This is a genomic window from Streptomyces sp. NPDC053076, assembly GCF_044546845.1.
GTDB lineage: Bacteria > Actinomycetota > Actinomycetes > Streptomycetales > Streptomycetaceae > Streptomyces.
Genome location: NZ_JBITZL010000002.1, coordinates 382,715 through 403,122 on the forward strand (window position 1 = coordinate 382,715; position 20,408 = coordinate 403,122).

General features: G+C 72.3%; 16 protein-coding genes. 7 read left to right on the forward strand and 9 right to left on the reverse strand.

All coding sequences use genetic code 11. The annotated features are described in order from the left end of the window. Positions 1–79: 79 nt before the first annotated feature. The 6 genes from ettA (at position 80) to ACIGYR_RS09040 (ending at position 5,935) form a co-directional block, all read left to right on the forward strand. Positions 80–1,744 (forward strand): energy-dependent translational throttle protein EttA, encoded by a 1,665-nt coding sequence (gene ettA, locus ACIGYR_RS09015; protein ID WP_391845448.1) that lies wholly within the window; start codon positions 80–82, stop codon positions 1,742–1,744. A 6-nt stretch (positions 1,745–1,750) separates the two neighbouring features. Continuing rightward, the gene (locus ACIGYR_RS09020) at positions 1,751–2,164 is read left to right on the forward strand and encodes an acyl-CoA thioesterase (protein ID WP_391845450.1); all 414 of its coding nucleotides are present in this window, start codon (positions 1,751–1,753) and stop codon (positions 2,162–2,164) included. Then, a complete protein-coding gene (locus ACIGYR_RS09025; protein WP_399596134.1) occupies positions 2,161–2,838 on the forward strand; it encodes a hypothetical protein in 678 nt (225 codons plus the stop codon). The genes ACIGYR_RS09020 and ACIGYR_RS09025 overlap by 4 nt, the downstream gene beginning before the upstream one ends. 543 nt (positions 2,839–3,381) lie before the next feature. Beyond that, complete coding sequence (locus ACIGYR_RS09030) at positions 3,382–4,047, forward strand: DUF4097 family beta strand repeat-containing protein (RefSeq protein ID WP_399596133.1); 666 nt, start codon at positions 3,382–3,384, stop codon at positions 4,045–4,047. A 26-nt stretch (positions 4,048–4,073) separates the two neighbouring features. After that, the gene (locus tag ACIGYR_RS09035) at positions 4,074–5,147 is read left to right on the forward strand and encodes an ATP-binding cassette domain-containing protein (RefSeq protein ID WP_399596131.1); all 1,074 of its coding nucleotides are present in this window, start codon (positions 4,074–4,076) and stop codon (positions 5,145–5,147) included. Further along, a complete protein-coding gene (locus tag ACIGYR_RS09040; protein WP_399596129.1) occupies positions 5,144–5,935 on the forward strand; it encodes an ABC transporter permease in 792 nt (263 codons plus the stop codon). The genes ACIGYR_RS09035 and ACIGYR_RS09040 overlap by 4 nt, the downstream gene beginning before the upstream one ends. Positions 5,936–6,106: 171 nt before the next feature. On the opposite strand, the gene ACIGYR_RS09045 is transcribed toward ACIGYR_RS09040, so the two are convergent. After that, the gene (locus ACIGYR_RS09045) at positions 6,107–6,511 is read right to left on the reverse strand and encodes a globin (RefSeq protein ID WP_399596127.1); all 405 of its coding nucleotides are present in this window, start codon (positions 6,509–6,511) and stop codon (positions 6,107–6,109) included. 76 nt (positions 6,512–6,587) lie between these two features. Between ACIGYR_RS09045 and ACIGYR_RS09050 the strand changes: the two genes are divergently transcribed. Continuing rightward, positions 6,588–7,565: a methyltransferase domain-containing protein gene (locus ACIGYR_RS09050; protein ID WP_399596125.1), complete on the forward strand. Its 978-nt coding sequence runs from the start codon at positions 6,588–6,590 to the stop codon at positions 7,563–7,565. A gap of 27 nt (positions 7,566–7,592) precedes the next feature. Here the strand turns inward: ACIGYR_RS09050 and ACIGYR_RS09055 are convergent, their stop codons facing one another. The 8 genes from ACIGYR_RS09055 to ACIGYR_RS09090 all read right to left on the reverse strand — a co-directional run bounded on the left by ACIGYR_RS09055 (position 7,593) and on the right by ACIGYR_RS09090 (position 20,394). Then, entirely contained in the window at positions 7,593–9,524 is a 1,932-nt protein-coding gene (locus tag ACIGYR_RS09055) for an FHA domain-containing protein (protein ID WP_399596123.1), read from the reverse strand. A 57-nt stretch (positions 9,525–9,581) separates the two neighbouring features. Beyond that, a complete protein-coding gene (locus tag ACIGYR_RS09060; protein ID WP_399596121.1) occupies positions 9,582–10,943 on the reverse strand; it encodes a VWA domain-containing protein in 1,362 nt (453 codons plus the stop codon). Between the two features lie 115 nt (positions 10,944–11,058). Further along, complete coding sequence (locus ACIGYR_RS09065; protein ID WP_399596119.1) at positions 11,059–12,381, reverse strand: PP2C family serine/threonine-protein phosphatase; 1,323 nt, start codon at positions 12,379–12,381, stop codon at positions 11,059–11,061. A gap of 4 nt (positions 12,382–12,385) precedes the next feature. Further along, a complete protein-coding gene (locus ACIGYR_RS09070; protein WP_399596117.1) occupies positions 12,386–14,866 on the reverse strand; it encodes a tetratricopeptide repeat protein in 2,481 nt (826 codons plus the stop codon). After that, the gene (locus ACIGYR_RS09075; RefSeq protein ID WP_391845472.1) at positions 14,863–16,143 is read right to left on the reverse strand and encodes a hypothetical protein; all 1,281 of its coding nucleotides are present in this window, start codon (positions 16,141–16,143) and stop codon (positions 14,863–14,865) included. The genes ACIGYR_RS09070 and ACIGYR_RS09075 overlap by 4 nt, the downstream gene beginning before the upstream one ends. Positions 16,144–16,184: 41 nt before the next feature. Beyond that, positions 16,185–17,216: a glutamate ABC transporter substrate-binding protein gene (locus ACIGYR_RS09080; RefSeq protein ID WP_399596527.1), complete on the reverse strand. Its 1,032-nt coding sequence runs from the start codon at positions 17,214–17,216 to the stop codon at positions 16,185–16,187. Positions 17,217–17,230: 14 nt separating this feature from the next. After that, the gene (locus ACIGYR_RS09085; protein WP_399596114.1) at positions 17,231–18,724 is read right to left on the reverse strand and encodes a hypothetical protein; all 1,494 of its coding nucleotides are present in this window, start codon (positions 18,722–18,724) and stop codon (positions 17,231–17,233) included. 218 nt (positions 18,725–18,942) lie between these two features. Continuing rightward, a complete protein-coding gene (locus tag ACIGYR_RS09090) occupies positions 18,943–20,394 on the reverse strand; it encodes a purine-cytosine permease family protein (RefSeq protein ID WP_399596112.1) in 1,452 nt (483 codons plus the stop codon). Between the last annotated feature and the right edge of the window lie 14 nt (positions 20,395–20,408).

Here is a 20,408-nt window from a genome sequence, read left to right on the forward strand (position 1 = left end):
TTTCCCCCCAGGGGTAGCCGTCAGGCAAGATGGGGTGTATCTGCCCACTGCCAGATTTCAAGCTGCCGGACGGTTTCTCTTGGCTGAGTTCATTTACACCATGCGCAAGGCGCGCAAAGCGCACGGCGACAAGGTGATCCTCGACGACGTCACCCTGAGCTTCCTGCCGGGGGCGAAGATCGGCGTCGTCGGTCCGAACGGTGCCGGTAAGTCGACCGTGCTGAAGATCATGGCGGGACTGGAGCAGCCGTCCAACGGCGACGCCTTCCTCTCGCCCGGTTACACCGTGGGCATCCTGCTCCAGGAGCCCCCGCTGAACGAGGAGAAGACCGTCCTGGAGAACGTCCAGGAGGGTGTCGCCTCGATCAAGGGCAAGCTCGACCGGTTCAACGAGATCGCCGAGCTGATGGCGACCGACTACTCCGACGCGCTGCTCGACGAGATGGGCAAGCTCCAGGAGGAACTGGACCACGCCAACGCCTGGGACCTGGACGCCCAGCTGGAGCAGGCCATGGACGCCCTCGGCTGCCCGCCCGGCGACTGGCCCGTCACCAACCTCTCCGGTGGCGAGAAGCGCCGCGTCGCGCTCTGCAAGCTGCTGCTGGAGCAGCCCGACCTGCTGCTCCTCGACGAGCCCACCAACCACCTCGACGCCGAGTCGGTGAACTGGCTGGAGCAGCACCTGGCCAAGTACCCGGGCACCGTCGTGGCCGTCACCCACGACCGGTACTTCCTGGACAACGTCGCCGGCTGGATCTGCGAGGTCGACCGCGGCCGCCTGCACGGCTACGAGGGCAACTACTCCAAGTACCTGGAGAGCAAGGCCGCCCGCCTCAAGGTCGAGGGCCAGAAGGACGCCAAGCGGCAGAAGCGGCTCAAGGAAGAGCTGGAGTGGGTCCGCTCCAACGCCAAGGGGCGCCAGGCCAAGTCCAAGGCCCGTCTCGCACGGTACGAGGAGATGGCCGCCGAGGCCGACAAGATGCGGAAGCTGGACTTCGAGGAGATCCAGATCCCGCCGGGCCCGCGCCTGGGCAGTGTCGTGGTCGAGGTCGACGACCTGCACAAGGGCTTCGGCGAGAAGATGCTCGTCGACGGGCTGTCCTTCACGCTGCCGCGCAACGGCATCGTCGGTGTCATCGGCCCGAACGGCGCCGGCAAGACCACGCTGTTCAAGATGATCCAGGGCCTGGAGACCCCGGACTCCGGCGACATCAAGGTCGGCGAGACCGTGAAGATCTCCTACGTCGACCAGAGCCGCGAGAACATCGACCCGAAGAAGACGCTGTGGGAGGTCGTGTCCGACGGGCTCGACTACATCAACGTCGGCCAGGTCGAGATGCCGAGCCGGGCGTATGTGTCGGCATTCGGCTTCAAGGGCCCGGACCAGCAGAAGCCGGCCGGCGTGCTCTCCGGCGGTGAGCGCAACCGGCTCAACCTGGCGCTGACCCTGAAGCAGGGCGGCAACCTGCTGCTCCTCGACGAGCCCACCAACGACCTCGATGTCGAGACCCTCTCCAGCCTGGAGAACGCGCTGCTGGACTTCCCCGGCTGCGCCGTCGTCGTCTCCCACGACCGGTGGTTCCTCGACCGCGTCGCGACGCACATCCTCGCCTACGAGGGTGAGTCGAAGTGGTTCTGGTTCGAGGGCAACTTCGAGTCGTACGAGAAGAACAAGATCGAGCGGCTCGGTCCGGACGCCGCGCGTCCGCACCGTGCCACCTACAAGAAGCTGACCCGGGGCTGATCGGTCTTGCGCCACCTCTACCGCTGTCCCTTGCGCTGGTCCGACATGGACGCGTACGGACATGTCAACAACGCGGTCTTCATCCGCTACCTGGAGGAAGCCCGGATCAACTTCCTGTTCCGCCCGGACAAGGAGTTCAAGCAGGGGTCCGTGGTGGCGCGCCACGAGATCGACTACAAGCGGCAGCTCGTCCACCGGCACCACCCGGTCGACATCGAGCTGTGGGTCAGCGAGATCAAGGCCGCGTCCTTCACCATCACCTACGAGGTGAAGGACGACGACCAGGTCTACGTACGGGCCTCGACGGTGGTCGTACCGTTCGACTTCGAGGCTCAGCGGCCGCGCCGGATCACCGCGGAGGAGCGCGAGTTCCTCCAGGAGTACACGGACGGGGCCGACGAGGAGGCCGTCGCCGCATGACGGTGCTGCACCTGGCCGACGAGACGGAGGCGGCGGACCTCGCCGCCTTCCTCTCCCGGCTGCTCCACTACGACCGTGGAGCAGCGGTGCGACTGCAGGCGGCCGGCACGGCCCTCGCCGTCTTCGGCCGGCCGCCGTCCTTCGAGGTGCTGGCCGTCCGCGCGGTGCGGCTGGCCAAGCCGTACGAGGACGGGCTCGACGTCTCCCTCGATGTGACCGTCTCCGCCGGTGAGTTCCTGGAGTCTGTCGACGAGCGGGCGGCCACCGCCGCCGTCCCGGGCGCGGTCACGGGACCTCCGTGGGCCGGTGTGCTCCCGCCACGCACCGGCTGGCAGCCTGAGTCCGGGCTGCCCGCCCCGGACGCGCTGCGCGCCACGGTCGCCGAAGTGGTGGCCGAGTTCCGTTCCCGCACCGAGGAGCTCGGGCCCGAGAGGCGTACCCGCGCGGAGCTGGACCGGATCGGACGGGACATCTGGTCCCGGCAGATCACGGGCACCCGGCTGCCCGTCCGGGCCGTCCACGCCGCCCAGGCACTGGGCTTCCTGCGCCCGGGGACCCAGCCCGGGGACACCGGGCTGTTCGCTTCGGGGGCGTGGCTGCGGCTGCGCACGCCGTACGGCTCGGTGGCCGTGCGCCAGGCGGCCCTAGGCTCCCTCGGCCTCAGCGTGCGCTGAGCCGCGCGCTTCTCCTCGGCCCGGTTCCGGTTCAGCGGCCTGTTTCGCCTGCCCACGCCCGCCCCCGGGCACCCCGCGCCCCCCCCCGGGCACCCCGCGCCCCCTCCGGGCACCCCGCGCCCCCCGTGCACCGGGCACCCCGTGCCCCCGGGCACCCCGTGCGCCCGGCACGTCGCACCCCCGGCACCCCGGCACCCCGCATCCTCGCCACGCCGTGTCGACGTCACGCCGTATCCACGTCACGCCATAACCCTGCCGCGATGGCGGGTGAGAGGGCGGGCGGTCCTTCCCGCGCTCATGGTGCGGACGAGACGCTCGGCGGATCGTGTCCCCGTGTGCTCCTGGCTGCCTCGACGTAGCGTTCACTTTGCATCGTTGCAACGAGTCGGCCGGTCATTGTTGCGTTGAATTCTCATCCGTTGCAATGATTTCTCTAGTCTGACCTGCAAGAATGAGGAATGTGTGCAACAGACTGCTTGAGCGATTTCCGAACGCAACGTAGCGTTTCCTGTGTTCGAAACAACGAGTCAACGGGAGAGCACGATGCAGAAGTTCGACACCCCCGACCCGATCTCCGTCGTCCTCGACATCCCCGCGGGACATCTCCGGTTCATCGCCGCCGACCGGGCCGACACCACGGTCGAGATCGTGCCCGCCGACGCTTCCCGGAGCCGTGATGTGAAGGTGGCCGAGCAGACCACCGTCGAGTACGTCGACGGCGTCCTGCGGGTCAAGGCTTCGGCGAAGAACCAGATCCTCGGCCCTTCCGGAGCCATCGAGGTGACCGTCCAGCTCCCCGCCGGCTCCCGCGTCGAGGCGAAGGCGGCCAGCGCCGAGTTCCGGGGCGTCGGCCGGCTCGGCGACGTCGCCTTCGAGGGCGCGCACGGCACGGTCAAGCTCGACGAGACCGACGGCGCCCGCCTCACCCTCCTCGCCGGCGACCTCGCGGTCGGCCGCCTGGGCGGCCCCGCGGAGATCAGCACCCAGAAGGGCGACATCCACATCACCGAGGCCGTGCGCGGCACGGTCACGCTGCGCACCGAGCACGGCGAGATCTCGGTGGGCGCCGCCCGCGGCGTCTCCGCATCGCTGGACGCCGGCACCTCCTACGGCCGGATCCACAACGCGCTCAAGAACAGCGACGGCGCCGCCGGCCTGGCCATCCACGCCACCACCGCCTACGGCAACATCACCGCCCGCAGCCTGTGAGCAGCCCGGGAAAGGGAGCACCCCTCATGACCAACCTGGCCATCGCGGCGAACGGACTGCGCAAGTCCTACGGCGACAAGGTCGTCCTCGACGGTGTCGACCTTGCCGTTCCGGAGGGAACGATCTTCTCCCTGCTCGGCCCGAACGGCGCCGGCAAGACCACCGTCGTGAAGATCCTCTCCACCCTCATCACCGCGGACGCCGGCGACCTGCACGTCGGCGGCCACGACCTCGCCACCGCTGCGCAGGCCGTGCGCGCCGCGATCGGTGTCACCGGACAGTTCTCCGCCGTGGACGGCCTGATCACCGGTGAGGAGAACATGCTCCTCATGGCGGACCTGCACCACCTGCCCAAGCGCGCGGGACGACGGGTCGCCGCAGAGCTGCTGGAACGCTTCGACCTGGCCGAGGCCGCGAAGAAGCCCGCCGCCACCTACTCCGGCGGCATGAAGCGCCGCCTGGACATCGCCATGACCCTGGTCGGCGACCCGCGGATCATCTTCCTGGACGAGCCGACCACCGGTCTCGACCCGCGCTCCCGGCACACCATGTGGCAGATCGTCCGCGAACTGGTCACCGACGGCGTCACCGTCTTCCTCACCACCCAGTACCTGGACGAGGCCGACGAGCTAGCCGACCGCATCGCGGTGCTCCACGACGGCAAGATCGCAGCCCAGGGCACCGCCGAGGAACTGAAACGGCTCATCCCCGGCGGACACGTCCGCCTCCGTTTCACCGATCCGGCCGCGTACCGGACCGCCGCCTCCGCACTGCGCGAGGTCCCCCTCCCCGGCTCCCGGCTTCGCTCGAGCGGGGGGACCCCCATCGACGAATCCCTCACGCTGCGGATCCCCAGCGACGGCAGCCAGCGTGAACTGCGCGCCGTCCTCGACCGGTTGGACTCCGCCGGCATCGAAGCCGACGAGCTGACCGTGCACACCCCCGACCTCGACGACGTCTTCTTCGCCCTGACCGGCACCGACCACCAGCCCGGCCTGCCCAGCCAGTCCAGCCGGCCCGGTCTGCCCAGCCAGTCCAGCCGGCCCGGCCGGCCCAACCAGTCCAGCCAGTCCAGCCCGCCCAAGGAGACCGCCCGATGAGCTCCCTCTCCCTCGCCGTGCGCGACTCGACCACGATGCTGCGCCGCAATCTCCTGCACGCCCGGCGCTACCCGTCGCTCACCCTGAACCTGCTGCTCACCCCGATCATGCTGTTGCTGCTCTTCGTCTACATCTTCGGCGACACCATGAGCGCGGGCATCGGCGGCGGCGGTCCGGACCGCTCGAGATACATCGCCTACATCGTCCCGGGGCTGCTGCTGATGACCATCGGCAGCACCGTGGTCGGCACCGCGGTCTCCGTCGCCAACGACATGACCGAAGGCATCATCGCCCGCTTCCGCACGATGGCGATCCACCGCGGCTCCGTGCTCGTCGGGCACGTCGTCGGCAGCGTGCTTCAGTCGATCATCAGCGTGGTCCTCGTCGGCGCCGTCGCCGTCGCCATCGGCTTCCGCTCCACGGACGCCACCGTCCTGGAATGGCTCGCGGCGTTCGGGCTGCTCGTGCTCTTCGCCACGGCGCTCACCTGGATCGCGGTCGGCATGGGCCTGATCAGCCCGAACGCCGAGGCCGCCAGCAACAACGCCATGCCGATGATCCTGCTGCCACTGCTCTCCAGCGCGTTCGTCCCGGTCCATGCGATGCCGGGCTGGTTCCAGCCGATCGCCGAGTACCAGCCGTTCAGCCCCGCCATCGAAACCCTCCGGGGCCTGCTGCTCGGCAGCGAGATCGGCCACAACGGGTGGCTCGCCGTCGCCTGGTGCCTGGGTCTCGCGGCGCTCGGGTACGTCTGGTCGTCCTCGACGTTCAGCCGCGACCCGAAGTAACCGCCAGGACAGCGCGGGCCACCTCCCGCACCTCGTCCCGCCCGAGGACGGCGTACACCGGCACCCGTCGGGCTGCGCCGCCCCTTCGGCGTTCTCGGCCATCGGGCACCGGCGTCCGGCTCGCCGGGAACGGCGGCCAGTGACCGGCACTCGACCCTCAGCGGCGACCCGTCAGTCCGGGGTGTTCACCATCGAGGCGGCGGCGTACGTCAGGTAGTTCCACAGCGTCCGCTCGTGCTCCTCGGACAGCCCCAGCTCGTCCACGGCCACCCGCATGTGCCGCAGCCAGGCGTCGTGCGCCGCCCGGTCCACGGTGAACGGGGCGTGCCGCATACGCAGCCGGGGGTGGCCGCGGTTGTCGCTGTAGGTGGTGGGCCCGCCCCAGTACTGCATCAGGAACAGGGTCAGCCGTTCCTCGGCCGGCCCCAGGTCCTCCTCCGGGTACATCGGCTTCAGGATCGGGTCCCCGGCGACGCCCTCGTAGAAACGGTGGACGAGCCGGCGGAAGGTCTCCTCCCCGCCGACCTGCTCGTAGAAGGTCTGCTCCTGAAGCGTGCCGCGCCGAATCTCATTCACCTGTCCATGGTCTCAGACGGGGCGACCCAGGACTCAAGGCTTAGGACCGGGCCCGCTCGCCCCTACTGTGGACACCATGGGCGCCTACGACTCCGGGATCGAAGCTCTCGCCGCCGCGGCGCGGGCCGCGCTGGTGCGGGAGATCGACGCCGAGGGGGCCTGGGCCGAAGACCCGGCGTGGCGGGAGGCGTTCGCGGCGGTGCCCCGGCATCTGTTCGTGCCCTACTACTACGTCGCAGGACCGCGCGGCTACGAACGCCGCTGGGGCGAGAGCCTTGACCCGGCGGCCCGGGAACGCTGGGTGCGCGGCGCCTACGAGGACGTCCCACTGGCCACCCGGCTGCGCGACGGCGAGCTGCTCTCCTCCAGCAGCCAGCCCTCCCTGATGGCACGGATGCTGGTCGCCCTGCGCGTCGAGGACGGCCACCGGGTCCTGGAGGTGGGCGCCGGCACCGGCTACAACGCGGCCCTGCTCGCCCACCGGCTCGGCGCCGACGCGCTCGTCACCACCGTCGACCTGGACCCGGAGATCACCGAGTCGGCCCGGCGGCACCTGGCGGCGGCCGGCCACCAGCCGGCCGTGGTCACCGGCGACGGCGCGCGCGGGGCGCCCGAACGCGCCCCCTTCGACCGGATCATCGCCACCTGCGAGCTGCGCACCGTGCCGCGGGCCTGGCTCGCCCAGTGCCGCCCCGGCGCGCGCGTCCTGACTCCGCTCGCCACCGGCCTGCTCGTGCTGACCGTGCGGGACGCGGAGCACGCCGAGGGCCGCTTCCTGCCCCAGGCCGCCTTCTTCGTGCCGCTGCGCGGCGAGCACAGGGCGGAGCCCGAGGGCGTCTGTCTGGCCGGGCTGCCGAACCGGGCCCGCGAGCAGGAGCCGTTCCACTTCCTGCTCGCGCTGACCCGGGGCACCCTCGATCCGCTGGAGGCGTACTCCCTGTGGCAGCGGGAGGGCGAACCGGGCCGCGGACGGTACGGGGTCACAGTCGGCGGCGAGTACGCCTGGGCGTGGCTGGACGACCCGGAGGGGCCGTACGCCTGGCCCCTGCCCTGATCCCCCGACCCGGCGGGATCCCGCTTCTCAGCCCCGGCGGACGGTGATCGTCGTCCAGGCGCCCACGTGCACCCGGTCGCCGTCCTGGAGCGGGACCGGCACGAACGGCTGGATCGGTTCCTCCGACATGTTGACCGTGGTGCCGTTCGTCGAGTTCTGGTCGACGACCGCCCAGCTGCCGTCCGGCTGCTGCACGAGCACCGCGTGCTGGTGCGAGACGCCCGGGTCCTCCGGGGGCACCGACAGGTCGATGTCGGGGGTGTCGCCGGTGGAGTGCCGACGGCGCCCGATCGAGATCTGATTGCCGTTGAGCGTGCGCTGCTGCTCCGGCGAGTACGCGGGCAGGTTCAGACCCGCGGCCTCGGGGCCGGAGCGGTGCATCATCGCCATGAAGTACTCGCGGTCCGGGCCGACGGTCGCGGTCCAGGTGGTCCGCTGCGACGTCTGGGGCGCCTGGGGCGCCTGGGGGAAGCCACCCGGTCCGGGCGGCGCCTGGGTGCCGCCGGGCTGCGGATAGCCGTAACCGCCCTGGCCGCCGGGCCCCTGGCCCGGTCCGGCCGGACCGGAGGACGACGGCGGGGAGAGCACCCAGTCGTCACTGCCGCCGAAGGAGGGGCCGCCGGAGGGCGGGCCGCCGGCCGGGGGCCGGCCGGTCTCCTGCGGGAACGCGGGCGGAGCCGACGCCCCGGACTGCTGGAACGCCTGCGGGGCACCGCCGGGGCCGGCGGGCGGCGTCGGCCCGGGCGGGCCGGCGGGCGGCGTCGGCCCGGGCGGCGGCGGTACCGGACGAGAGGGATCGCCGAAGCCGGAGGGGCCGGGGCCGGGCTGAGCGGATCCACCGGGACCGGAGGGGGCACCCCCGAAGGCCGACGAACCGCCGGGCCCACCGGGACCCTGGCCCGGACCGCCACCGAACCCGGAGGGGCCGCCGGGGCCCTGCCCCTGGCCGCCACCGAAGCCGGACGGGCCGGAGGGGCCACCGGCACCCGGGCCCTGACCCTGACCTTGACCTGGACCGCCACCGAACCCGGAAGGGCCGCCGGGGCCCTGCCCCTGGCCGCCACCGAACCCGGACGGGTCGCCGGGGCCTTGTCCCCGGCCGCCACCGAAGCCGGACGGGCCGGAGGGGCCACCGGCACCCGGGCCCTGACCCTGACCCTGACCCGGACCGCCACCGAACCCGGAAGGGCCGCCGGGGCCCTGCCCCTGGCCGCCACCGAAGCCGGACGGGTCGCCGGGGCCTTGTCCCCGGCCGCCACCGAACCCGGACGGACCGGAGGGGCCACCGGCACCCGGGCCCTGACCTTGACCCGGGCCCTGACCTTGACCCGGGCCCTGACCTTGACCCGGGCCCTGCCTCGGGCCCTGACCCTGCGCCGGGCCCTGGCCGAAGGCCGGCGGGGGCCCCGGCGGGCGCTGGTTGCCGGTGCCGAACGCGGGCGGTCCCGAGGGGCCGGGGGTGGTCGGCGGGCCGGACGGGGCGCGGTCGCCGCCGAACGGCGTCGGCCCCGACGGCTCGCTGCCGAACGACGGGATCGGCTCGGCGGGCCGGTTCATCTGCGAGGGCCGCGAGCCCTGGTACTCGTACGCGTCACCGCTGCCGTACGTCGCGCTCGGCGGCTGGAACCGCGGCTGCGGCGGGCGCGGAGCGGCCGGGGTGTACGAGGTCGCCGTGTTGGTCAGGAAGTTCCACCGGCACTCCTCGCAGAAGGGCGCGCCACCCTCGCGGGGCGTACGGCACTGCGGGCACAGCTCCGGTTCCGGCGCGGCGCCAGGGTGCGGGCGCCCCCCGCCGGCCTGGCCACCGGGACCGCTCGGGCCGGCGGGCGGCGGGAAGCCGTAGCCGCCACCGGCGGGCGGGGGCGGCGGGGGCGGAGGTACGGCACCGGCCATGCGGTGACCGCAGACCTCGCACCAGTCGTCGGAACCCGACTGGTGTCCGTTCGGGCAGGTCGGCATGTCGGTGCTTCCCCTTCTCCTAAGGGTCGGCCTGGATCGCTCGGGTCGCTTCCAGGGTCACTTCTTTACACGAACAGTCTTTGTGGACCGGGTCTCCAGAGTCATCTCGTCCGCCTCCGCGACCCTCGTCTTCAACCGCACAGTACCTGTCGCGGCGTCGACCACGTCCACCACCTTCGCAAGCAGTTTCGCAGTATCGGCGTTCCCCGAGGCGCTCGCGAGCTGAACCGCGCGCCCCAGTTTGGCCGTTGCTCCATCGAAATCGCCCGCTTTGCGCAGATCGATCCCTTGCTGGATGGCTTGGGCCAGTTCCGCCTGCCCGGTGTAATGGGCGACTTGGGGGCTGATCGAGGTGGAGGCGGCCATGTCGTCGGTCCACACGGCCCGTACGAGTCCCTGCGCGCCGAGGTGGTGCGCCGCCCCTCCCCCGGCGGAGGCGCCCCCGGCCTGCGGCACCACCAGGGATACGCGCGCGGCGAGCATCTCCCGGCCGAGCCCGGCCGGCGGGACCGTCACGCACAGGTGGTAGTCCCGGGACTCGTCGCCCCACGACCCGGTCGGGTAGTCCCCGGCCCGCGGCCCTGCCTCGGCGCGGCGGCCGGTCAAGTCCTCCACCGTGGGAGCGACTTGCTTGACGAACCGGATGGTCGTGCCGACCGGCGTCCACACCCGCAGGGCGACGTCGGCGACCTCCTTGCCCATCGCCGTCTCCATCATCCGCGTGAAGTCGGCGGCGAGGCCCGCCGGGTCGGCGACGATGTCGGCGGTGCCGAGCAACGCGGAGGCGATCCCTGTGACTTCTTTCACTTCCCAGTCGGTGCCCACGCCCCGCGCGTCACAGGTGAACCGGCCGGCGCAGGCGTCGAGCGCGGCCCGCAGGTCCTCCGGTGACTCGTGCTCGTTGCGGCCGTCGGTGAGCAGGATGCCGTGCCGGATGCTGACGTCCGCCGCGGACAGCAGCCGGTCGGCGAGCCGCAGCCAGGTGCCGATGGCCGTACCGCCGCCCGCGCTCAGCCGGCGCAGCGCCAGCTTGGCCTGCTCGCGGGTGGTGCTGTCGGCGACCGCGAGCCGCCCGCCGCCCGGATAGACCTCCCTGGCGACGTGCGTGCCGTCGATCACCGCGAAGTGGGTGCCGTCGCGCAGGGTGTCGATCGCGGCGGCCGTGGCGTCCCGGGCGTTGCGCATCTTGGTCGGCGGGTAGTCCATGGACCCGGAGCAGTCGACCATGACGGCCACCGCGGCGGAGGGCCGCTGCCCCGGTGTGTACACGGGCGCGGAGACCGCGGCGCCGATGGTGCCGCCGCCGGTCGCGGTCACCGTGACGATGGCGTTGACCTCGGTGCCGCCCTCGGGCAGGTACTCGTTCTGGTAGACGTCCACCGAGAACCGCGGCACGTTCGACTTCGCGAAATTGGCCATGCTTGATCGCATCCCCCTCGGACACCCCGCTGACGCGAGGCGATGACTGTCGGCGGACCGGTCCCCTCCGGTCTGCCTCGGCTTCCCCGTGCCGTATTCCCGTCCTGTACGGCCCTCAGGCCGATCCTGCCCCCTGCGGCGGTGCCGGGAACGGCAGGACCGCCACTGTTACGTTGTCGTGGCCCCCGCCGTCCAGGGCGTGCCCGACCAGTACCCGGGCCGAGTGCAGTGGGCGGGCCGCCGCGTCCGGCGGGACGATGTCGGACATCTCCTCGGCCGTCTCGGCGTAGTTCCACAGGCCGTCGGTGCACACCAGCACCGCGCCGGGCCGGTCCGGCTTGAAGCAGGCGGTGTGCGGCTCCAGTTCGTAGGCGTCCGCGCCGAGCCAGCCGGTGATGGCGTGGGCGCGCTCGTCGGCGTACGCCTCGGCCTCGCTCATCAGCCCGGCGGCGACCATCTGCGCGGCCCAGGAGTCGTCCTCGGTCAGCCGGGCGGGCGGTGCGCCGCGATCGGTGGGCACCCAGTAGACGCGGCTGTCACCGACCCAGCCCACGACCAGCAGTCCGGAGGTGACCACCGCGCCGACGATCGTGCAGGCCGGCGCGTTCTGGTGCGGGGCGTGCTCGCGGGCCGTGGCGGGCTCCTCGGCGAGCGCGTTGACGGCCTCCGCGGCGGCGACGATCGCCTCGTGCATCGCCTGCTGCGGGTGGGTGCCGCGCGGCAGCGCGGCCAGCAGGATGTCACCGGCGGCCTGGGAGGCGGCCAGGGAGGCGTCGTCCGGGCGGGTCGCGGAGGACACGCCGTCGCAGACGATCGCCATGACCGCCGGGGTGCCGTCGGGCAGCGAGGTGTGGCCGACGGCGAAGGCGTCCTCGTTGCGGTGGTGGCGCAGCCCCCGGTCACTGACTGCGGCGACCGGACCCGTCTCCCGTTCCAGGTGGTCGCGTTCGCGCGGTTGGGCGTGCCCGCAGTTCTCGCAGTAGCCGTCGTCGTCCACCCGGCCCGCCCGGCAGGCCACGCACACCTGCGCCGGGTCCGCCGGCGCGGCGGCACCGGCGGCCAGCCGCGGGTCCGGCGCCTGCAACGGGTACTCGTCGGGCTCCGCCGGCCGGTCGAACCGCACCCCGGACCCGGCGGACTCACCGGATCCGCACTGATGTCCGGGCAGTGGCGTGTCACCCGAGTCGGTGCCCGGCAGGTCCGTCGGCAGATGCGCCGAGGGCGGGCTGCCGGAGCCGGCCGGCTCGGGAGCGGGCCAGTCCACACCGTCCCCGGGCGCGGCGGAGCCGGTCATGGCGAGCGTCGGATGGTCCTGCGGCGGCACGGCCACCACCGACAGGTCCTGTCCGCACGCTCCGCAGAACAGGTCGCCCGACTCCACGGGCTCCGCGCAGCTCGGGCACTTCGGCAGTGCGGCCTGCCGGGGCATCTGCGACATCGACTTACACCCACGTCCGGGGGCGGTAACGGTTGGCCCGTTCCACCAGCTCGATCCTCTCTTCACCGCCGGGCGCCAGCCGGGCCAGCGTGCGATAGGCGCGCTCCAGGCCGAAGCGCAGACCCCGCTCGTCCAGACCGCTGCCCAGCAGCACTCTGCTTCCGGCGGCGGTCCCGGCGCCCTGACCCCCGGAGAGTATCCAGTCCAGCGCGCAGCCGAGCACCTCCGCCGACAGCCGTTCGCGCCGGGCCGGGTCCAGACCGTAGACCTGGAGTGCCTCGACCTGCCCGGCGGCGGCCGTCAGGTCGTCCAGGAACGGTACGTCACCGGGGCCCGCCGTGCGCTGTCCGATCCGGGCCCGGACGGCGGCGACCCGGGCGGCCGTGTAGTGGATGGAGGACTCCGGCACCGACTCCAGCGTCGTCACCGCGCCACGCCGGTCCCCGGCCGCGAGCTGTACCCGGGCCAGCCCGAACGCGGCGCTCACAAAGCTCGGATCGGTCGTCCACACCAGGCGGTAGTACTCGGCCGCGTTGTCCAGCTGGCCGAGCACCTCCGCGCACAGGCCGAGCGCCAGCTTGGGCGGGGCCTCGCCGGGGAAGGCGTCGTAGATCGCGTCGAAGGAGAGCGCGGCGCCCTCGAAGTCGCCGGTGACCAGGGCGGCCACACCCCGATACCACACCACCCGCCAGTCGTCGGGCCGTTCTCCGTCCAGTTCGGCCAGACTCATCAGCGCGCCCTGGTGGTCGCCGCTCTCCAGCCGGGCGCGGATCTGCCGCAGCCGGGTCTCCACGGTCTGCGCGGGCGCCGCGGCCAGCGCGCCCATCAGCTCGGCCGGCGCGGAGGTCATCAGGCCCGCCAGGAAACCGGCGTTGGGATCGGCCGGGTCGACCAGCGGGACCGGCAGGGCGAGCGCCGCGACGGGCGTGTCGACGGGCTTGACCAGGGCCGGCGGGACGAGGGCCGGGGCGGGGGCCTGCCCGCGCTTGCGCGCCGCCCGTGCCGGCCGCGCCCCCAGCCGGGACACCTCCCCGTCCGGCAGCGGGAACAACTCCGTGTCCGTGACCTTCACTTCGGGTCCGAACAGCGTCGACAGCGCGGGCCGGGCCCGACCGGTCTGAAGCGAGACGACCTCCCGCAGCACGCCCGTCAGCTGTTCGGCCATCTCCTGCGCGGAGGCGAACCGGCGGGCCGGATCGGGGTCGGTGGCGCGGACGAGCAGCCGGTAGAAGGACTCGTAGCGGCGGAAGACCTCGATGGTGTCGGGGTCGGGCAGGGAGTCGGCGTAGACGGTCGTGTAGCCCTGGAAGTCGAAGGTGAGCACCGCCAGGGTGCGGCCCACCGTGTAGAGGTCGCTGGCCACCGACGGGCCGGTCTCGGCGACCTCCGGCGCCTGGTAGCCGACCGTGCCGTAGATCGCCGACTCCTCGTCGTCCATCCTGCGGACCGCGCCCATGTCGATCAGCTTGAGCTGGTCCTCGGTCTGGATGGCGTTGTCGACCTTGAAGTCGCAGTACAGCAGGTTCCGGCTGTGCAGATGGCCGAGCGCCTCCAGGGCCTCGATACCGTAGGCGCACGCCTGTTCCACCGGCAGCGGGTCGCGCCGGCCGTCCGGTGCCCGGCGGGCGTTGGCGATCTCCTTCAGGGACTTGCCGCCGACGTACTCCATGACGATGTAGCCGTCGAGGGAGCCGGTGCGCTGGTCCAGGTGTTCCACGAAGTTGTAGATCCGCACGATGTTGGCGTGCTCGATCTCCGCGAGGAAGCGCCGCTCGGAGATGGCCGCGGCCATCGCGTCCTGGTCGCCGGTGTCCAGCAGGCCCTTGAGCACCACCCACCGGTCGGAGACGGCCCGGTCCACCGCCAGGTAGACCCAGCCGAGCCCACCGTGCGCGAGACACCCCGCGACCTCGTACTGGCCGTGCACGATGTCCCCGGCCTTCAGCTTGGGCACGAAGGAGTACGGGTGCCCGCACTTGGTGCAGAAACCTTCCGTGCGGCCCGGCCGGTCGCCCCGGGCCCGGCCGACCGGCGCCCCGCAGTCCGACCGCGAGCAGAACCGCTTGCGCTCGGGCACCTCCGGGTTCTCCAGCACCATCGCGCGCGGGTCGGGCCGCGGCACCTGCGGCACGGAGACCAGACCGACGCCCAGCCGCCCGCGGGTGGAGGTGCCGGACGAGGACCCCGAGCTGCGCACCGACACCGAGCGGCCCGTGGACTTCCCCGACACCGACCGGGAGAGCCGCCCGGACACCGAGCGGCGCGACCTCGACGACTGCGAGGAGGTACGGGAACTGCGGGAGCTGCGCGAACTGCCCGAGCTCACCGAGCCTTTGGTGACGCCGGTCGGGGGCGAGCCGACCATCCCGCTCGCGGAGACGACCGGCGCCAGACCGCACGTGTCGCAGTACAGCTCGCCGCCGCCGACGTCCTCGTACGTGCCCTCGCAGCCCGGCCGCTGGCAGGTCTGCCCCGGCTGACTCATGACTGGTCCCCCTTACGGTCCTGCGGCGCGCGCACGCTGCCGAGTGCCTCCGCCGCCGCCTGCTGGTAGCGCAGCACGGCCTGCTCGGCCACGCGCAGGTCGCAGGGCGCGCTCCACAACATGCGGCGGGCCGCGTCGTACCGCTCGATGAGCAGCGGGTCCTCGGCCAGGCCGTGCCGGACGGTCTTCGCCCGGTAGGCGTCGAGCCGGCCGCGCAGCTCGGCGCGGACCGCGAGCGGCGCGGTGACCGCGGTCAACGACTCGCGGGCGCGCAGCAGTTCGTCCTCCGCCTTGCGCTCCAGGGACTCCAGCAGCGGGGAGAGCCGGTGCCACTGGGCCTGCCTGCGGTACTCGGCGGCGGTCGCCAGCTGCTCCTGGAGCGCGGTCGGCGGCCCGCTCACCACCGGCACCTCCGTCGCGGCGATCTTCGCCAGCACCTCGCCGCGCGCGGTGCGGGCCTCGGCGAGCGTGCGGTCCGCGCGCGAGAGGACGTCCCGCAGCCGGATCAGCCGCGTCTCGGCGTCCTGGCGCACCGTCAGCACCGCGTCGATCTCCCGGCGCACGTCCTCCAGGGCGCGCGCCTCACGGTCGTACACCGTCGTGTCCGGGCGTCCGCCGCCGGGCGCCGAACTGCCCTCGGTCGGCACCCAGAACGCGAGCGGGTCGGCGACGACGTCCTCGCGCAGCCTGGTCAGCGTGCGCGTGATCCGCTCCAGGTCGTCCCCGGCCGGATGCTCACCCGGGCGCACCCCGACGGAGTGCGCGAGTCCCCGGGTGCGCTGGAGTTCCGCGGCGAGTAAATCGATCCGCGCGGGCAGCGCCGACCACACGGCGTCGGCGGCGACGATCACGTCCAGGCTCGTCGCGTACAGCTCGTTCATCCGGTCCACCAGCGCGGACAGCGTGAACGACTCGCTCAGCCTGCCGTGCGCGCTTCCGGTGACGGTCACCGACTCGCCGCGCAGCAGCCCGGTCAGCTCCGCCAGATCCTCGCGGCTGGACCAGCGGCGCCGGGCGCGGATCTCCCGGGCGGAGCGCAGCGCGGCCGTGTAGGCGTCGAAGTACCCCCACAGCAGGGTGATCCGGTCGTCCGCGGCCTGCCAGCGTTCCTTGGTGACGCCAGCCAGCTCGGCACCTTCGAGGAGTCTGCGGCCCGCATGGTCCTGCAGGGCCAGCAGCGAGGTCTCGATCGCCTCGTGCTCCTGGCCGAGCCGCGCCAGCGCACGGTCCACCTCGTCCCGGTCCATCACCGGCCCGGCGGGGTCCGTGACGCCCATCGATCACCTCTCGCTTGCTGTGTGTTCCGGTCGGGTGTGGTTCAACTGCCGCGCAGGTACTGCGGCTCGGGCGGCTTCGACGCGGACGGGTCCTCGCCCAGTGTCGCCGACAGCCACCTGTCGTACGACGTCTGCCAGCCGTGCGCGCGATAGTCCACCAGAACGCGGTTGACCCGGCGTACCAGATCGGTGGCGTCCTCCTTCATCGCCACGCCGTAGTACTCCTCCGTGAACGCCGCGCCCTTCAGTTCGACGGTCGGGTCCTGGGCGGCCTGGCTCGCGGCGAGCGCGCCGTCGGTCACCACCGCGTCCGCTTCACCGAGTTGCAGCCGGACCAGGCAGTCCAGCTGGCTGGGGACGGTGGTGGAGATGTCCGTGGAGGCGGGCAGCCGGCCGGCCTTCTTGTCGGCGTCCAGCTTGGCGTACGCGGTCGAACCGGCCGCCGTGCACACCTTCTTGCGCGCCAGCGAGTCGTTGTAGCCGGTCACCGGCGACGACTTGGACGCGAGGACCTGCTGGCCGGTCTTGAAGTAGGGGGCGGAGAACGCGACCTGCTGGAGCCGTTCGCAGGTGATCGTCATGGTACGTACGACCATGTCCACGCGCCCGTCCTGGATCGCGGGGATGCGCCGGCTGGTCGGGATCGCCTTGAACTGCACCGCGTCCGGGTCGCCGAGGATGTCCTGCGCGATCTGATGCGCCAGGTCGATGTCGAAACCCTCCAGCTGGGCGCCCTCGGTGTTCGGGTTGCGGTAGCCCCAGTGGTAGCTGTTCTGGTCCACGCCCACGATCAGTTTGCGCTTGGCGCCCGTGCGGGCCTTGATGGCGGCGATCGTCGGCCCGTCGGCGCCGGAGGGGGCGAGCGTCTGCCGGTGCGCCTCGGCGTCCTCGCACCCGTCGACGCGGGCCTGGGTGCCGGTGGCGAGCCTCCGTCCGGCCTGCCGCGGGGCGTCCGGCGTCTTCTGGGTGCACGGCAGCAGCAGGGCGAACGCGAGCGCCAGCGCGCACAGCACCGCCATGGCGGCGACCCCGCCCCAGCCCCGCAGGGAGGTCCGCGCACGGCTCACGTACATCGCCTTGCCCCCTGTCACCGGTACTCCGAAAGTCTGCGTCCGATGCCGGCGACGGCGCCGGCCGCTGCCAGCACCGCGAGGACGGCGGCGCCCACCGGCAGGCCGGTCATGGCGTCGCGTCCGTCGGTGGCCGCCTGCCGGAACTCGGCCTGCTCGTGGTCGATGGCCCGGGCGAGATTGCGGTCGACGCTGTCGAAGCACTCGCCGGTCGCGCCCTTGGCGCCGATCACCTTGTCCAGGGCCTGCTGGTAGTTGCCGTTCTCGTCCTCGGCCCGGGCCGAGGCGTGGCGCTGCTTCCACACCGCCATGTTCCCCTGGGCCGCCTCGACCGGTGTGGTGCCCCCCTGGTCGTCGGCGAGCTTCGCGGCCTCGGACAGCCCTGCGCCGAGCACGGTCATGTCCTTGTCGAAGGCGTAGTAGTAGGCGTCGTACGGCTTGCCGTCGACCGTGATGGTCTCCGCGCCGCGCGCCACCAGGCTCAGGTTCTCGTTCCCGCGTGCCTTCAGGGAGGCGATGCGGGCGTCGTGCAGCACGTTGAGCGAGCGGATCCCGTGGTCGTAGGAGCCGTCGAGCCCGGACCGGGCGACCGCGTGTCCGACGACCAGCCACAGCAGGGCGACGGTGGTCGCGGCGGAGGCGGCGACCAGGCCGTGGTTGAGGACGCGGTTGGTGCGCCGGTACATCCGGTGCTGGGCCAGGCCGAGCACGGCGAGGGCGAGCAGGCCGAGCGTGATCGCCGTCCAGGGGTACGGTCTCGCGTCCCCGTAGTCGGCGTCGAGCCGGCGGTTCTCCGTGGTGTAGAGCGTCTCCGCCGCCGGGAGCATCTCCTTCTGCATCTTCTCGTTGGCGTACCGCAGATAGGCGCCGCCCACCGGATAGCCCTGCCGGTTGTACGTCCGGGCCCGCTCGATGAGGCCCTTGTACTCGGGCAGCAGCCGGTTCAGCCTGGCGATGGTCGCCTCGGAGGCCGATCCGGGCTCGGCGTTGGCGGCGGCGGTGACGAGCCCGGCGGCGGCGGTCCGGATGTCCTTCTCGTACCGGTCGCGGGAGCCCGCGTTCTCCTGGCCGCCCGCCAGGAAGCCGCTGGAGGCGGCGGTGTTGGCGTCGGCCAGCGACCGGTAGATGCCGGCCGCCCCGGAGCTGAGCGGCTGGCTGCGGCGCAGCACGTCGTCGGCGGCGGCCGAGCGCGCACTGGTCTGCCAGGCGGTGACCGCCCCGAAGGCGACGACCACCAGGGCCAGCACCGCACCGATGATCCGCAGCCGCCCCGGCTCGGTCGTCGCGGCGGCCCGCACTCGCTCGGCACCCTCGGCGAAGGCGGTCCGGCGCGCGGGCGGCGGCACGGCCGCGACGGCGGTGCCGGGCCGCCCGGGCTGGGCGGGAACGCCGGGTGTACCGGGGGCGCCGGGCGTACCGGGGGCGCCGGGCGTACCGGGGACGCCGGTGGATCCGGGGAGGCCGGCGAATACGGTCGGCGGCGGCGCGCTGCTCTTCGGCGGGTGTGTCACTCGACCTCCCCCATGGTCATCTGTTCGCCGCCAAGTATCGCCGCCCGGGCCGGCAATCCGCACCGGCCTTCACTGGATCTTGATCGGATCGCAGCGTGCGCCGCTCATGAATACGCCGGGTGCGTTTGTTCGGTTCCCCGCGGGTGCCGGGTGCCGGGTGCCGGGTGCCGGGTGCCGGGTGCCGGGTGCCGCCCGGGGCGCCCGGTGCCCGCCGCCGCTCAGGGTTCCCGGTGTTCGTGGGCGGCCTGCTCCAGTTCCGCCGCCTCCGCCTCGGCCAGGCGGGTCTCGGCCGCCACGTCGATCGACCGGGTCAGCCACCAGTACAGCAGGGCGGAGACCGGCAGCCCGATGAACAGGGAGATGTCGGCTCCGCCGAGCGCCTCGGCGGCGGGACCGACGTACAGGGTCCCGACGGAGAAGAAGGGGACCATGACGGCGAAGCCGACGAGGTACGCGATGATGCCGTGCCAGCCCCACCGCCCGTAGATGCCGTTCGGGTTGAAGATCTCGGCGATGGCGTAGTGCCCGCGGCGCACCACGTAGTAGTCCATGAGGTTCACCGCGGTCCACGGGATGAACAGGTAGAGCACCAGCAGCAGGAAGTTCTCGAAGTTCTCCAGGAAGTTCGACGTCGCGGCCAGCGCGCCGACGAGCGAGAGCGCGGCGGTGAACGCGAGGGTGACCAGTCGTACGGCGAGCGTCGGCCGGACCCGTCTGAAGGAGTCGATGGCGCTGATGAGGGTCAGCGACCCGCCGTACATGTTCAGCGCGGTCACCGACACCAGGCCCAGTGCCGAGAACAGCAGCACGATCGCGCCGAACCCGCTGAACACCTTGTCACCCGCGTTGTCGATCGACGGGATCGTGTCGAAGTCCTTGCCGGCCCAGGCGGCCAGCAGCGTCCCGAGCACCATCAGCCAGACCCCGCCGAGCGCGGAGCCGAAGTAGGTCCAGTAGAAGGTCTTGCGGACGGTCACGTCCGGCGGGAGGTAGCGGGAGTAGTCCGAGACGTAGATGGCCCAGCTGATCTGGTAGCCCGCGACCACGCCGAACTGGGCGAGGAAAGGCGTCCACTTGAAGGCGCCCAGGTCGAAGGAGCCCGCGGGGTAGTGCAGGGTGACCAGGACGCCCACGGTGAAGATCCCGAAGATCACCAGGAAGAGGTACGTCAGGAACCGCTCGGCCTTGTGGATGACGTCGTAGCCCACCAGCGCGACGGCCAGCGCCACCACGGTGACCACCACCACCCACAGCTTGACGCCCCCGTGCACCGTGGTGTGCAGGGCCTCGGCGGCGAGGCTGCTGTTGAAGACGTTGAACCCCGCGTACTGCACATAGGCGAAGAGCCACACCAGCAGGGCGCCGACGTAGCCGAACTGCGGCCGCGACTGGATCATCTGCGGCAGGCCCAGCTGGGGGCCCTGGGCCGAGTGGAACGCCATGAAGAACGTGCCGATCACGGTGCCGGAGACGATGGCCAGCAGAGACCAGACGAGGTTGCCGCCCTCGGTGATGCTGACCAGCCCCACCGCCAGGGTGGCGATCTGGGCGTTGGACATGAACCACAGCGGACCCAGATGCCACAGTTTCCCGTGCCGCTCGTCCAGCGGGACGTAGTCGATGGACCGGACCTCAAGGCCGGACACCCTTGGCTCGGCCGATGTGCTCATGGTGCCTCCCGAGG